This window comes from Mesorhizobium sp. M1004, assembly GCF_040318795.1.
Taxonomy (GTDB): Bacteria; Pseudomonadota; Alphaproteobacteria; order Rhizobiales; family Rhizobiaceae; genus Mesorhizobium.
In genome coordinates this window covers 42,436-56,068 of the sequence record NZ_JAMYNB010000001.1, presented here as the reverse complement: position 1 = coordinate 56,068, position 13,633 = coordinate 42,436, and the positions used below count along the sequence as shown (strand labels likewise).

Below are 13,633 nucleotides of genomic sequence, written 5' to 3'. Positions count from 1 at the left end.
TCAGCGCTCCTTCACCTTGTTGAGGTACTTGACGTAGATGTTGGTGATGGCCAGCACCATGATCAGCACGATGTAGGCGAGCGCGCAGGAGCGCCCGGTCTGCCATTCCTGGAACGCCATCTTGTACAGCCGGATAGAGATCAGCTCGGCCGTCGGCTGGCTGGTCAGGATATAGGCGAGGTCGAAGGTCTTGAACGCTTCCATGGTGCGGAAGATGACCGCGATCATCAGGATCGGCGCGACCAGCGGCAGCGTGATGCGGAAGAAGGTGTAGAACGGTCCGGCGCGGTCGATCGCCGCTGCTTCGTAGAGATGCTTCGGCACCGCTGAAAGGCCGGCCAGCGACAACAGCATGACAAAGGGCGACCACATCCAGATGTCGGTCAGCGCAACCGCATAGAGCGCCATCTTGGGGTCGGCCAGCCACTCGAAATTGCCGAGGCCAAGCGCATAGTTGATGACCCCCCATGACGGATCATAGAGCAGTTTCCAGAACAGACCGACGACGGCCATCGACAGCATCATCGGCAGCAGCAGCAGCGTTGTGATGAGACCCTTGAGGGGAATATCCCTGTTGAGCAGCATGGCCACGCCGAAGCCGACGAGCAGCTGACCCGCGACCGAGATGATGACGTACTTCGCGGTGATGGCGAAGTTGGACCAGACATAGGGGTCGTTGAGCAGGTCGCGATAATTCTGCAGCCCGACGAAATTCGCCGGCGCGTTGGTCGACGCGCGGAAATCGGTGAAGGAATAGCCCAGCGAATAGATCAGCGGGAAAATGTTGAAGACGATCAGGAACAGGATCGTCGGGATTATGAATAGGTTGCGGATCGACATGTCGCTCAAGCCGCGTGCAGCGGCCCGCGAGGAAGTGTCCAGCGTGGTGATCATCGTGGTCGCCAAGACCCTGCTCCCGTTTCGGAAAAAAGAACGGAGGAGGCACGGATGCCTCCTCCGCGAGAAAAGCTGCTTATTGGCCGCGGCCGTATTTCTTGAACGTCGCGTTCCAGTCGCCTGCGAGCGCGTCCAGCGTTTCCTTGGCGGTGCCTTCGCCGCCGATCATGTAGGGATAGACGCGCTGGTTGAGCTGCTGCAGCAGCTCGGCATATTCCGGCACCGCCCAGAAGTCCTTCACCTTGAACATGGTCTCGTAGAAGGCCTTGTTGTACGGCGTGGCGTTCTGGAACTCCTCCGACTTGAGCACGGCGGCACTGCAGGTGTAGCCGCCGAGCGCCGCCCACTTCTTCTGGGTCTCGTCCTTGATGAACCATTCAAGGAACTTCGTCGCCTCTTCCTGCTTCTTGGAGTAGGAAACGATGGAGATGCCCTGACCGCCGAGTGCGGCGAACTGATCGCCGTTCGGGCCTGGAGGATTGGCGAAGAAGCCGGTGTTCTTGGCGTTCGGGTTCGACGCCTCGTTGATCAGCGAGGGGAAGAACGCGAAGTAGTTCATGCTCATCGCGGCCAGATTTTCGGTGATCGCCTGATTGTCCTCGACGAAGAACGACTTGGCCCAGCCCGGAGGCGTGAACGTGTAGAGTTCCTTGTAGGCGTCGAGTGCCGCGATTGCCTTGTCGGAGTTGATGAAACCGTCGACCTTGTAGGTCTTGTAGTCACCCAGTTCGCCGCCGAAGGAGAACAGCGCGTTTTCGAAGCCCATCGCCATCGCGTCATAGGAATTGTCGGTGTAGATGGCGATGCCGTATCGCTTCTGATCCGGCCGATAGAAGAACTCCGCGATGTCGCGCAGCGCCTTGAAATCCTTCGGCACGTCGAGATCGTAGCCGTACTTGGCCTTGAAGGCTTCCTTTTCCTTCGGGTCCTCGAACCAGTCCTTGCGATAGGACCAGCCGACAGCGTCGCCTTCGAGCGGGATCGCCCAGTACTTGCTGCTGCCGCCCGGATACTCGGCGTAATATTTCACCGTTGCCGGCGCCATCACTTCGCCAAGCTTGTGCTTGTTGAAGAAGTCGGTCAGGTCGACATAGTGGCCGCCGGTCGAGCCGGCGCCGAGCCATTGCGAGTCGCCGACGACCATATCATAGGCGTCGCCATGGGCGTTGAACTCGGTGAAAGCCTTGGTCTGGAAGTCGGACCAGGGCGTGGTTTCCACCGTGATCTTGACGCCGGTTTCCTTCTCGTACTCGTTGCCGAGTTCCTGCAGATAATTGGCCGGATCCCATTCCGCCCAAAAGATGGTGAGCTCCTTGTCCTGCGCGTAGACGGACGTTCCGCAGGCAAGTACTAAGCCGATACCAGCAAGCAGGCTGGTCATTGTCTTGCGCATAATGATTTCCTCCCTTGTGCGCATTCTACCTTGTCATGCGAGCCGGCGGTGAAGCCGGCCCTGGTAGTTCCTCCCGAGATCGCACCTTTCCGGTTCCAAGCCTCCTCGCTTTGCCGGAAAATGGATCGCAGCTCTCACTTTTGATCCGCTTTTTCTGTCCTGATCTGGTATTACCAATTTTGGATAGCCGTCAAGCTCTTTCTTGGATCACCACCGGACCTTGTATAACCGGATTTTTCATGTATCCGACTGTTTTCCCTGAATTTTCCTACTCGTTGATATAGGAGAGCCTTGTTTCGGCACTGCCATCCCGGTTAACATCAATAGTGGGCATCCAAATCTGGTCGAACCAGATTGGCGCTATTTCGCCAATGCCGCTGTCGGGGCCGCATCGATTTCAGCCGTTGATTCCGCCACCGCGGCGCGCACAAGGGCGCCCGCCGCCCATTGCGCGACCGACCGCATGCCGCGGCTATCGAGCCCCCATATATCCTTCAGCACGATCAGCACTTCGACGCCGAACATCATCGACAGCGCCTGCGCCAGGCGCTTGAACTCGCGCGGCGGCAGCCGGCCCTTGAGCGGTGCGATGGCGTCCTTCAGCAGCTGGACGCGATGTCCGCGCGTGAATTGCGGTTCGCCGTCCAACGTGCCCGCCTGCCGCTGCGCCCATTGGTCGAGCGACAGTTTCAGCGCCGCCTTGAAAGTTGCCTCGAAAGCCTCGATGCGCGGCATGGCGGTGTCGAACAGTTCGGCGACGCGGCGCCCGGCATCGGTGGACGTCGATTGCCAGGTCAGGATCGGCCCAAGCCCCTCGTCGACCACCGCCTGCACCAGGGCTGCCTGGCTTGGGAAATAGCGATAGGCGGTGGCGCGCGACACTTGCGCCGCCTCCGCGACTTCGCTGACAGACGGGGTGACGCCCGCCTGCATCAGCCGCGTCGCCGTCTCCAGCATCAGCCGTTTTGTGCGGGCCCGCGGGCCGCGTTCGGCAGCCTCGTTGGCGTCGTCGTTCCCAGGGGCTTGTTGACGTGAGACTTCCATGTCAATACGATACGCGCGTCTCAAAAAATTGCAATGACCTTTGCCTACCGAAAGGCCGGCAAAGGGCGACAGGCGGCCCGGCGCCGGTCGGCCGGTGACGGGAGAAACGCGATGAAGCGCATCTACGTGGTGGGCACAGCCGACACCAAGGGCGAGGAACTTGCCTTCCTGGCCGATGCTATTGCCGCCACCGGCAGTTCGGTTGCCCGTGTCGACATCGGAACGCGCGGCGCCACCGTGCCGGTCGATATCCCGGCCAGCGAGGTCGCGGCGCATCATCCGGATGGAGCCAGTGGCGTGCTCGGCATCGTCGATCGCGGCACGGCGGTGGCCGGCATGAGCGCCGCCTTCACAAATTTCATTCCGTCGCGCGACGACATATCAGGCGTGATCGGCATTGGCGGCGGCGGCGGCACGTCGATCATCACTGCCGGCATGCGCGCGCTGCCGCTTGGGCTGCCCAAGATCATGGTCTCGACGCTCGCCTCCGGCGACACCGCGGCCTATGTCGACGTCTCCGACATCATCATGATGCCATCGGTCACCGATATGGCGGGACTGAACCGGCTGTCACGCGTCGTGCTGCACAATGCGGCGCAGGCAATCGCCGGCATGGCCGCCAGGCCGGCGCCAGTCGCCACTGGCAAGCCGGCACTCGGGCTCACCATGTTCGGCGTCACCACGCCTTGCGTGACCGCCATCGCGGATCAGTTGCGCGCCAACTACGACTGCATGGTCTTCCACGCCACCGGCACCGGCGGCCGCTCGATGGAGAAGCTCGCGGACTCGGGCCTGCTCGCCGGCGTCATCGACATCACCACGACGGAAGTCTGCGACCTGTTGTTCGGCGGCGTGCTGCCGGCGACGGAAGACCGCTTCGGCGCTATCGCCCGCACCAAGCTGCCCTATGTAGGCTCGGTCGGCGCGCTGGACATGGTCAATTTCTGGGCGCCGACCATTCCCGAGAAGTTTAGGGGCCGGCTGTTCTACGAGCACAATCCCAACGTCACACTGATGCGCACCACGGTGGACGAATGCCGCGGTATAGGCGAGTGGATCGGCACCAGGCTCGCTCGCTGCGAGGGCCCTGTGCATTTCCTGATCCCCGAAAAAGGCGTCTCGGCACTCGACATCGAGGGCGGCGCCTTCTTCGACCCCGAAGCCGACGCCGTGCTGTTCGATGCCGTCGAGCGCACCATCAAGCCGAACGCCGCGCGCCGCGTCACACGCCTGCCGTTGCACATCAACGATCCGGAATTTGCCAAAGCCGCAACCGCGGCCTTCCTCGACATCGCCAGATAGTGAGAGCCAACAAATGCCCGCAATACCGCGCAAAGACATATTGAAGAAGTTCAAGGCGATGATCGCCGACGGCGTGCCCATCGTCGGGGGCGGCGCCGGCACCGGCCTGTCGGCCAAGGCCGAGGAAGCCGGCGGCATCGACCTCATCATCATCTACAATTCCGGCCGCTACCGCATGGCCGGGCGCGGCTCGGCTGCCGGCCTGCTCGCCTATGGCAACGCCAACGAGATCGTCAAGGAAATGGCCTACGAGGTGCTGCCGGTGGTCAAAAAGACGCCGGTGCTGGCCGGTGTCAACGGCACCGATCCCTTCGTCATCATGCCGCTGCTGCTTGCCGAGCTGAAGACGATGGGCTTTTCCGGCGTGCAGAATTTCCCGACCATCGGCCTGTTCGATGGCAGCATGCGCCAGAGTTTTGAGGAAACCGGCATGGGCTTCGGGCTGGAGGTCGACATGATCGCCGAGGCGCACAAACTCGATCTTCTGACCACGCCCTATGTCTTCAACCCCGACGAGGCGCGCGCCATGACAAAAGCCGGCGCCGACATCGTCGTTGCCCATATGGGGGTGACGACCGGCGGCTCGATCGGAGCCACGTCGGCCAAGTCGCTCGACGACTGCGTGGTCGAGATCGACGCCATCGCCAACGCGGCGCGCTCGGTGCGCAAGGATGTCATCCTGCTTTGCCATGGCGGGCCAATCTCGATGCCGGATGATGCCCGCTACATCCTCGACCGCTGCAAGGGCCTGCATGGCTTTTATGGCGCGAGTTCGATGGAACGGCTGCCGGCTGAAGCCGCGATCGCCAGGCAGACGGCGGATTTCAAGGCCGTCACGCTGCACGACCAGAAGAAAAAGAAGGGATGAGATCATGACCGACAAGAGCAAGGTGTTCGTATACCCGAAGGACGTGAGCGCCTTCGGCTTTGACTGGGGCAAGCTGTCGCTGACAGTCGCGCCGGAAGTAAATGGCGCGACGCGCTTTTCCGGCGGCGTCGTCGACCTGCCGTCAGGCAAGGGCCACACGCGCCACAACCATCCCGGCGCGGAAGAGATCATCTTCGTCATCTCAGGCAATGGCGAGCAGATGGTGGAGGACGAGGAGGGCAATCCGGTCGTCGCCAAGGTCGGCCCCGGCTGCACCATCTATGTGCCGGAAAGCCGTTTCCATTCGACACTGAACACGGGCGATGGGCCGATGCAGCTCTTCGTCGTCTATTCGCCGGCCGGACCCGAACTGGTGCTGCGGGAGTTGCCGGATTTCAGGTTGATCCCGGCGGGGAAGTAATCGCGAAAGGCCCCCTTCATCCGGCCGCTTCGCGGCCACTTTCTCCCCGAGGGGGAGAAGAGGCAGAAGCCAGCGCCGGCGCAAACTCCTCTCCCCTCGGGGAGAGGTCGGATAGCCCCGAATTGCCCTTCGCAATTCGGATGGCAATCCGGGTGAGGGGGTAGCGCCGAGCTAGGCTATCCCACCTCTATTCCACCCCCGTGCCCGATCCCCAAACATCACATACCCCGCATCCGTCACCGCCAGCGTATCCTCCAGCTTGATGAACCCCCGCGTCGGGTGAAGCATGGTCGTCTCCACCGACAGCACCATGTTCGTCTCCAGCGGCTTGGCCGAATAAGTGCCTTCATAGGTGACCGGGTGGTTGGTCATCAGGAACGGCGCTTCATGGGTGATCAGGCCCATGCCATGGGCGAAGAAATCCGTATAGGGCGCGACCTTCGACGCCTTCAGCACGCCCTCCGCGTGCGAAATCATATCGCCGCCGATGGTGCCTGCCCTCACCTTCGAGAACGCCGCCTGCTGCACCGTCTCGACCTCGGCCAACAGATCTTCCAGCTCGGCATCCGGTTCGCCCAGAATGCCCATGCGGCAGAGATCGCCGATATAGCCGTGATAATTGCCGCCGGAATCGATCGACAGCACCTCGCCCTTTTTCCAAGCCTGCGGTGACGCCGCACGGTTGTGGCTGGAGCCCAGCGTCAGCAGGCAATATTCGAAATGCGCGCCGCGATTGGTCTCCTCGCGCCTGAGCTGCTCGATCATCTCGGCCTTGGTCGTGCCTTCGCGCGCCCACTGGATGGTCGCCAACATGGAATCGGTGATCAGCTCGGAGGCGATGCGCAGCTTCTCCAGCTCGGCGTCTGTCTTGATGGCGCGCATGCGCTCCAGCATGTCGGTCGCGTCGATCAGCTTCGCGTCCGGCAACGCCTTGCGGATCAGCGCATAGGCATCGGACGGCAGGAAGGCCGGCTCGATGCCGATGCGGGCGCCTGCCTTGCCGATCTTGCTGACATGCTCGACCGCAAGATTGGCGGCGTCGAGCGTACCCCAGCAGGCGGCATGCAGCGTCGGCGTCCAGAACGGGTTGTTCTGGTGCTCGGCGCCTTCCATGCGGTTGCCGATATAGGCGGCATGATCCGGCCCGCCCTTCTCATAGACGACGACAGGCAGATAGCGGCTGTGGCCAATCGCATCCATGGCGGCGAAGAAGATGAATTTGTAGCCATCGAGCAGATATTGCGTGTTGTGCTTGGACGTCGCCAGCAGCACATCGATGCCGGCTTCCTCCATCAGCCGGTCGACCCTTGCCTGGTCGAACGGGATATTGCTGACGGCATTCTTGCCCGGGGCAATGTTCATTGTTCTCTCCCTGATTTCCGTGGGATCGCCGGCCGCGCTGCGCCCGATTCCCTTGGCTGTCGGTCAAATCTGCATCATTGTCCACTCTGGTCCAGCCAGAAATAGGGTCAAATTGCTTCAGCGGGCGGTCGCCAAGTCGTCTTTGCTGCATATCAAGGCAATCTGGTCCTACCAGAATATCAGAATAAAAGGGCCACCTCTAAACTGGTCCAGCGGACGAAAATTTCAAAGCCAAGCAAGGATGCGCCAATTCCGTCTCTGGCGAAACCCTTGGCAAGGGCCATAATCGCCGCGAGGATGCTGGCGGGTGCCGCCAGCTTCGAGGGGTGCGCCCATCTGGTCGCGGAGAGGACGGAGTTCGGTCATGTCAGATATTTCCAGACGCACGCTGCTTGGCGGCTCAGCTTTGCTGCTGGCCTCCACCGCCCTGCCCACATTCAGCTGGGCGCAGACGCCGAAGAAAGGTGGCCGGCTGGTGCTCGCCGCCGATTCCGAGCCGCGCAATCTCAACCCGGCAATCGTCGCCTCCAACGGCGTTTTCTTCATCTCCAGCAAGATTGTCGAGACGCTGGCCGAAGCCTCGTTCGACGGCAAGGACGGGCTCGAGCCCCGCTTGGCGCTCTCCTGGGAAGGTGCTGCCGATGGGCTGTCGGTGACCTTCAAACTGCGCGACGGCGTCAAGTGGCATGACGGCGAGCCGTTCACCTCGGCCGACGTCGCCTTCTCCGCGCTGCAGATCTGGAAGCCGCTGCAAAATCTCGGCCGCACCGTGTTCAAGGATCTGGCCAGCGTCGACACCCCTGACGATCTGACCGCCGTCTTCAAATTCGCCAAGCCAACGCCGTTCCAGCTGATCCGCAACGCGCTGCCGGCGCTGTCAAGCGTGGTGCCGAAGCACATCTACGAGGTCGGCAAGATCGAGGACAACCCGGCCAACAATGCACCCATCGGCACCGGGCCGTTCAAGTTCGGCGAATACAAGGCCGGCCAGTATTACAAGCTGACCAGGAATGCGGATTACTGGGCCAAAGACGAGCCGTATCTCGACGAGATCATCTACCAGGTGCTACCCGACCGCACGTCGGCTGCAGCGGCGCTCGAGGCCGAAGAGATCCAGCTCGCCGCCTTCTCCGCCGTGCCCCTGGCCGACCTCGACCGCATCTCCAAGGTGCCGGGCCTGAAGGTGATCTCCAAGGGCTATGAGGGGCTGACCTATCAGCTCGTCGTCGAGATCAACCATCGCCGCAAGGAACTGGCCGACGTGAAGGTCCGCCAGGCGATCGCGCATGCCATCGACAAGGACTTCGTCGTCAAGACGGTGTTCCTCGGCTATGCCGCTGCCGCCACCGGCCCGGTGCCGAAGAACGATCCGCAATTCTACACTGCCGACGTGCCGATCTATCCATTCGACGTCGCCAAGGCCAACGCCTTGCTCGACGACGCGGGGTACAAGCGCGCCGATGACGGCAAGCGTTTTGCGCTGAAACTCCTGCCGGCACCCTATTTCAACGAGACCAAGCAGTTCGGCGACTATCTGCGCCAGGCGCTGGCGGCAATCGGCATCGACGCCGTGATCGTCAACAACGACTCGGCCGCGCACATCAAGGCCGTCTACACCGACCACGCCTTCGACCTCGCCGTCGGCCCGCCGGTGTTCCGCGGCGACCCGGCGATCTCGACCACCATCCTGGTGCAGAGCGGCATTCCCGACGGCGTGCCGTTCTCCAACCAGGGCGGCTACAAGAACGCCGCGCTCGACGCGCTGATCGCCAAGGCTTCGGAGACGCTGGATACGTCAGCGCGCACCGACCTCTACAAGGAATTCCAGAAACAGGTCGCGGCGGACCTGCCGCTGATCAACGTCGCCGAATGGAGCTTCATCAGCGTCGCGCGCGATACCGTGGGCAACATCGCCAACAACCCGCGATGGGCGGTTTCGAACTGGGCGGACACGTATCTGGAATCGTGACAGTATTTCGCGGATGAAAGTTCGCGAAGAAATTGGTGTGAAGGCATGGCGTGGGGCCGCGTTTCGTCACACCCCCCTCTGTCCTGCCGGACATCTCCCCCGCAAGGGGGGAGATCAGCAGCTTCGCTGTCGCGTAGATTCGGCATCGAAGATTGGCGAAGGCAGAGGCGAAATCCAATCTCCCCCCTTGCGGGGGAGATGTCCGGCAGGACAGAGGGGGGTGCCTAGACACCGCACTTCTCCCGACTGGCGCGCCGCCATGCGTCCCCCATGACCCGCGCCCTCACCCTCATCCGCCGTCGCCTCGCCGGCAGCATCTTCGTGCTGCTGATCGTCATCATCGGCACATTCCTCCTCCTGGAAGCCGCCCCCGGTGACGCGGTCGACGCCTACATCGTCTCGACCGGCGGCGACGCCGGCATGATCGAATTGCTGCGTCATCGCTGGGGCCTCGATCAGTCCGAGTTGACCCGGCTCGCGAACTATCTCTGGGCGCTGCTGCATTTCGACCTCGGCCAGTCCGTTACCTTCTCGCGGCCAATTCGCGATGTTATCCTGGAACGCCTGCCGACGACACTGCTCCTGATGGTGACCGCCACCGCGCTCTCCTTCGGGCTCGGCTCGGCGCTCGGCATCTATGCCGGCGCCAGACCCGGCAGCTTTCGCGACCGCTTCCTGTCGATCGGCTCGCTGGCGCTTTATGCCGTGCCGGGTTTCTGGCTTGGCCTGGTGCTGATCGTCGTCTTTGCCGTCGACCTGCGCTGGCTGCCGATCGGCGGCATCGAGAGCCTGGCCTCGGACAAGACCGGTTTTGACCGCGCCACCGACATCGCCGTCCATCTCATCCTGCCGGTTTCCGCGCTCGGCTTCATCTATCTCGCGCTCTATCTGCGCATGATGCGCGCCGGCATGGCCGAGGCGTGGCGGCAGGATTTTGTGCTCGCCGCCCGCGCCAGGGGGTTGTCGCGCCGCCGCATCGTGCTCGCCCATGTCGCCCGCAACGCGCTCTTGCCGCTGGTCACCATGCTCGGCCTGCAATCGGCGCAGATGCTGGGCGGCAGCGTCGTCATCGAAAGCGTCTTTGCCGTGCCCGGCCTCGGCCGGCTGGCGCAGGAAGCGGTCGCCTCGCGCGACACGCCGCTGTTGCTCGGCATCATCCTCACCAGCGCCGTCCTCGTCATTGCCATCAACCTTGCAGTCGACATCGCCTACGCCTTCCTCGACCCGCGCGTCGGTGCCAGCGAGGCCAGCGCGTGAGCGCGCTGCCGCGGTTCCTGCGCCGGCCGGAAGCGGTCGCCGGCGCGATCATCCTGGCGCTTCTGTTCGCCATGGCGCTGTTTGCGTCGCTGCTCTTCCCCGGCGACCCGCAGGCCATTGCCGGACCAGCACTGCTGCCGCCGTTCCAGGACTGGTCGCTGCCGCTCGGCACCGACCGGCTCGGCCGTGACGTGCTGGCCGAACTGTTCCACGGCGCCCGCACCTCGCTGGCGGTCGGCCTGGCGGCGGCAGCGGCGGCACTCTTCATCGGCGCGGTCGTCGGCACGCTGGCCGGCTTTGCCGGCGGCCTTGTCGACGAGGGGCTGATGCGCATCACCGATGCCTTCCAGACCGTGCCGAGTTTTCTCCTGGCGCTGGCCATCGTCAGCGTCGTCGGGCCGTCGCTCGGCGTCGTCGTCACGGCAATAGCGCTTGGCGCCTGGACTGGACCGGCGCGTGTAGCGCGCGCCGAAGTGCTGTCGATCCGCGAGCGCGATTACGTCGCCGGCGCCCACGTCATCGGCATGCACCCGCTTGAGATCGCTATTCGCGAGGTGTTGCCCAACGCGTTGCCGCCGGTGCTGGCCTTGTCCTCGGTGATCGTGGCGGCCGCGATCCTCACCGAGGCGGCGCTGTCCTTCCTTGGTCTCGGCGACCCCAATCGCGTTACCTGGGGCGGCATGATTGCCGAGGGCCGCACTGTGCTGCGAACCGCGCCCTTTCTGTCGATCGCTCCGGGCATTGCCCTGGTGCTGACCGTGCTCGGCGTCTATCTCGCCGGCGAAGGCGTGGTCGAAACGACGGCGGTGCGGAGGAGCCTGTCATGACCGCACTGGCTGAGGTACGCGACCTGTCGGTGCGCTATCGGCGGGACGGGGGCGAAGTGACGGCACTGAAGGGGGTCAGCCTGGATGTTATTGCCGGCGAGCGGCTGGCGATTATCGGCGAAAGCGGGTCGGGGAAGAGCACGCTGGCGCTGGCGGTGGCTGGACTGCTGCCGGCGAGCGCCAAGATTGAAGGGCATTTCAAGTGGCAATTTCAGGCGCCGCGATCCTTCCCACCCCCCTCTGTCCTGCCGGACATCTCCCCCGCAAGGGGGGAGATCAGCAGCTTTGCCGACGACTTCCCTTCTGCAACGTTCGTGGTTGGCGAAGGCGGAGATGAGAGAGCAATCTCCCCCCTTGCGGGGGAGATGTCCGGCAGGACAGAGGGGGGTGTGACGGAACGCCGACCTCTCAAATTAACCGAGCCCAGCACGCTCCCCCTTCCCGGCCGCGACATTGGTTTCGTCTTCCAGGACCCCTCCGCCAGCCTCGACCCCGTCATGGCCGTCGGCAAACAGATCGCCGAAGTCGCCCGCACCCACCTCGGCCTCGACTGGCCACAAGCTTACGCCAAAGCCAAAACCCTACTCCAACGTGTCCGGCTGCCCGACCCACAAACCGCCATGCGTGCTTTCCCGCACCAGCTCTCCGGCGGCCAGAAGCAGCGCGTTGCTGTTGCCGCGGCCATTGCAGCCGGTCCGAAACTGCTGATCGCCGATGAGGCGACCAGCGCGCTGGACACCATTGTGCAAGCCGAAATCGTCAGCCTCATTCGGCAACTGGTGGCGGAGGACGGCATGACGCTGCTGTTCATCAGCCACGACATCGCGCTGGCCGCCGAACTCGCAGAGCGTATCGCTGTATTCCGGAACGCCGAACTGATCGAACTCGGCCCGACGGAGCAAATCATAAACGCCCCGCGCCATGCCTATACGCGAACGCTGCTCGACGCCCATCTCGGCCTCGACGCCGATCCGCTGCTACGACGGGCGCCGGCATGAACTTGCTCACCGTCTCCGGTCTTACCAAGCGATACCGTCGTGGCGGCAAGGCCATCGCGGCCGTCGACGGTGTCTCCTTCGCCATCGAATCCGGCGAGACGCTGGCGCTGGCCGGGCCCTCCGGCAGCGGCAAGTCGACGATCGCGCGGCTGGTGCTTAGGTTGATCGAGCCCGACGCCGGCACCGTCCAGTTCGAAGGCGATGACTTTCTGCTCTTGAAGGGTGCGGCCCTGCGCACCAAGCGCGCGCGCCTGCAAATGGTGTTCCAGGATCCGCTCGCCGCGTTCAACCCGCGCGCCACGGTGGCTCGCGTGCTTGACGATCCCTTGCGCATCCATGCCATCGCTTCCCGCGCCGAGAGGCCGGCCCGCATTGCTGCCTTGCTGGATCGCGTCGGGCTGGCAGCCGATCTCGCCACGCGCGCCATTCACGAAATCTCCGGCGGCCAGCGCCAGCGCGTCGCCATCGCCCGAGCCATCGCGACCAAACCGTCGCTGATCGTGCTCGACGAGGCGGTGTCGGCGCTCGACGTTTCGGTCCGCGGACAGATCCTTGAGTTGCTGCTCGACCTGCAAGCCAGGGAACGGATCGCCTATCTCTTCATTTCGCATGATCTCGGCGTCGTACGGGCCATCGCCCACCGCGTCGTTCTTCTCAACGCCGGGCGGATCGCCGAGAGCGGCGACCCCCGCAACGTAGTCGACGCGCCGCAATCGGCAATCGGCAAGGCGCTGGTTGCGGCGGCGCCAAGATTGGACAGAAGCAGCAGGCAAGTAGCATGACCGAACCAGAAGCCAGAGCCGAAAAACTCTCGCGCGAACTCGATTCCGCCTTCCGCAACCGCGCCGATCTCTACCGTCTGTTTCTCGACGAGCTGACCGGCGAACTCGGCGCGGAAAAGGCCGAGGCGATCATGATCCGCACCATCGAGCAGCGCGGCAAGGAGGTGGCGGCGGCCGCCTTCGCCCGTTTCGGACCTAACGACGCGCCGGCCATCGGCGAGGCATTTTTGGCCGTCAGCCCGGATGGCGGCCTGATGTATCCGACCGATGTCGAGCGCGGGCCGGACCACATCGCCTTCAAGGTGAAGCGTTGTCCGCTGAAGGACGCCTGGGTCGAGGCCGGTGTCGGTGATGAAAAACTCGCCACGCTCTGCCGCATCGCCGGCGCTTTCGACCGTGGTCTGTTCGAGGCAACGGGCGTGCGCTTCGACAATGTCACCTGGACGCCGGGCCACGGCCCCGGCTGCTGCCACATCGCGCTGACCAACAGGGATGCGGCCGGATAGCCAATGC

General features: G+C 63.5%; 13 protein-coding genes. 9 read left to right on the top strand and 4 right to left on the bottom strand.

Translation table 11 applies throughout. The features are described 5' to 3' along the window. The 3 genes from NKH54_RS00235 to NKH54_RS00225 all read right to left on the bottom strand — a co-directional run bounded on the left by NKH54_RS00235 (position 1) and on the right by NKH54_RS00225 (position 3,334). The gene (locus NKH54_RS00235; RefSeq protein ID WP_023682997.1) at positions 1-906 is read right to left on the bottom strand and encodes a carbohydrate ABC transporter permease; all 906 of its coding nucleotides are present in this window, start codon (positions 904-906) and stop codon (positions 1-3) included. A 67-nt stretch (positions 907-973) separates the two neighbouring features. Continuing rightward, on the bottom strand, positions 974-2,290 hold the full coding sequence (locus NKH54_RS00230) for an ABC transporter substrate-binding protein (RefSeq protein ID WP_023669849.1): 1,317 nt from the start codon (positions 2,288-2,290) through the stop codon (positions 974-976). Between the two features lie 360 nt (positions 2,291-2,650). Further along, positions 2,651-3,334, bottom strand: coding sequence for a TetR/AcrR family transcriptional regulator (locus tag NKH54_RS00225; protein ID WP_353027520.1), 684 nt, complete (start codon positions 3,332-3,334; stop codon positions 2,651-2,653). 111 nt (positions 3,335-3,445) lie between these two features. Between NKH54_RS00225 and NKH54_RS00220 the strand changes: the two genes are divergently transcribed. The 3 genes from NKH54_RS00220 to NKH54_RS00210 are packed head-to-tail and all read left to right on the top strand — an operon-like array spanning position 3,446 to position 5,925. Continuing rightward, entirely contained in the window at positions 3,446-4,636 is a 1,191-nt protein-coding gene (locus NKH54_RS00220; protein ID WP_353027519.1) for a Tm-1-like ATP-binding domain-containing protein, read from the top strand. Between the two features lie 13 nt (positions 4,637-4,649). Beyond that, positions 4,650-5,504 carry a phosphoenolpyruvate hydrolase family protein gene (locus NKH54_RS00215; RefSeq protein WP_023712290.1) on the top strand — a complete coding sequence of 285 codons (855 nt, stop codon included), beginning with the start codon at positions 4,650-4,652 and terminating at the stop codon, positions 5,502-5,504. 4 nt (positions 5,505-5,508) lie between these two features. Beyond that, positions 5,509-5,925: a cupin domain-containing protein gene (locus NKH54_RS00210; RefSeq protein WP_023698983.1), complete on the top strand. Its 417-nt coding sequence runs from the start codon at positions 5,509-5,511 to the stop codon at positions 5,923-5,925. Between the two features lie 171 nt (positions 5,926-6,096). On the opposite strand, the gene NKH54_RS00205 is transcribed toward NKH54_RS00210, so the two are convergent. Continuing rightward, positions 6,097-7,287, bottom strand: a complete 1,191-nt coding sequence (locus NKH54_RS00205) for a M24 family metallopeptidase (RefSeq protein WP_353027518.1) — start codon at positions 7,285-7,287, stop codon at positions 6,097-6,099. A 364-nt stretch (positions 7,288-7,651) separates the two neighbouring features. On the opposite strand from NKH54_RS00205, the gene NKH54_RS00200 reads away from it, so the two are divergent. From NKH54_RS00200 to NKH54_RS00175, 6 genes are all read left to right on the top strand, one after another. Continuing rightward, complete coding sequence (locus NKH54_RS00200; protein WP_353004541.1) at positions 7,652-9,256, top strand: ABC transporter substrate-binding protein; 1,605 nt, start codon at positions 7,652-7,654, stop codon at positions 9,254-9,256. A 270-nt stretch (positions 9,257-9,526) separates the two neighbouring features. Further along, complete coding sequence (locus tag NKH54_RS00195; protein WP_353027517.1) at positions 9,527-10,513, top strand: ABC transporter permease; 987 nt, start codon at positions 9,527-9,529, stop codon at positions 10,511-10,513. After that, positions 10,510-11,340, top strand: a complete 831-nt coding sequence (locus NKH54_RS00190; RefSeq protein WP_353027516.1) for an ABC transporter permease — start codon at positions 10,510-10,512, stop codon at positions 11,338-11,340. Before NKH54_RS00195 ends, NKH54_RS00190 begins: the two co-directional genes overlap by 4 nt. Next, positions 11,337-12,338, top strand: a complete 1,002-nt coding sequence (locus tag NKH54_RS00185; RefSeq protein WP_353027514.1) for an ABC transporter ATP-binding protein — start codon at positions 11,337-11,339, stop codon at positions 12,336-12,338. The genes NKH54_RS00190 and NKH54_RS00185 overlap by 4 nt, the downstream gene beginning before the upstream one ends. Then, positions 12,335-13,120 (top strand): ATP-binding cassette domain-containing protein, encoded by a 786-nt coding sequence (locus tag NKH54_RS00180; RefSeq protein WP_353027513.1) that lies wholly within the window; start codon positions 12,335-12,337, stop codon positions 13,118-13,120. Before NKH54_RS00185 ends, NKH54_RS00180 begins: the two co-directional genes overlap by 4 nt. Continuing rightward, on the top strand, positions 13,117-13,626 hold the full coding sequence (locus tag NKH54_RS00175) for an L-2-amino-thiazoline-4-carboxylic acid hydrolase (RefSeq protein ID WP_023704257.1): 510 nt from the start codon (positions 13,117-13,119) through the stop codon (positions 13,624-13,626). Before NKH54_RS00180 ends, NKH54_RS00175 begins: the two co-directional genes overlap by 4 nt. Positions 13,627-13,633 lie beyond the last annotated feature (7 nt).

Bases quoted from the DNA above. Each gene is read 5' to 3' on its own strand.
- NKH54_RS00230 (WP_023669849.1), bottom strand. From the start codon at position 2,290: ATGCGCAAGACAATGACCAGCCTGCTTGCTGGTATCGGCTTAGTACTT.
- NKH54_RS00225 (WP_353027520.1), bottom strand. From the start codon at position 3,334: ATGGAAGTCTCACGTCAACAAGCCCCTGGGAACGACGACGCCAACGAG.
- NKH54_RS00220 (WP_353027519.1), top strand. From the start codon at position 3,446: ATGAAGCGCATCTACGTGGTGGGCACAGCCGACACCAAGGGCGAGGAA.
- NKH54_RS00215 (WP_023712290.1), top strand. From the start codon at position 4,650: ATGCCCGCAATACCGCGCAAAGACATATTGAAGAAGTTCAAGGCGATG.
- NKH54_RS00210 (WP_023698983.1), top strand. From the start codon at position 5,509: ATGACCGACAAGAGCAAGGTGTTCGTATACCCGAAGGACGTGAGCGCC.
- NKH54_RS00205 (WP_353027518.1), bottom strand. From the start codon at position 7,287: ATGAACATTGCCCCGGGCAAGAATGCCGTCAGCAATATCCCGTTCGAC.
- NKH54_RS00200 (WP_353004541.1), top strand. From the start codon at position 7,652: ATGTCAGATATTTCCAGACGCACGCTGCTTGGCGGCTCAGCTTTGCTG.
- NKH54_RS00195 (WP_353027517.1), top strand. From the start codon at position 9,527: ATGACCCGCGCCCTCACCCTCATCCGCCGTCGCCTCGCCGGCAGCATC.
- NKH54_RS00185 (WP_353027514.1), top strand. From the start codon at position 11,337: ATGACCGCACTGGCTGAGGTACGCGACCTGTCGGTGCGCTATCGGCGG.
- NKH54_RS00180 (WP_353027513.1), top strand. From the start codon at position 12,335: ATGAACTTGCTCACCGTCTCCGGTCTTACCAAGCGATACCGTCGTGGC.
- NKH54_RS00175 (WP_023704257.1), top strand. From the start codon at position 13,117: ATGACCGAACCAGAAGCCAGAGCCGAAAAACTCTCGCGCGAACTCGAT.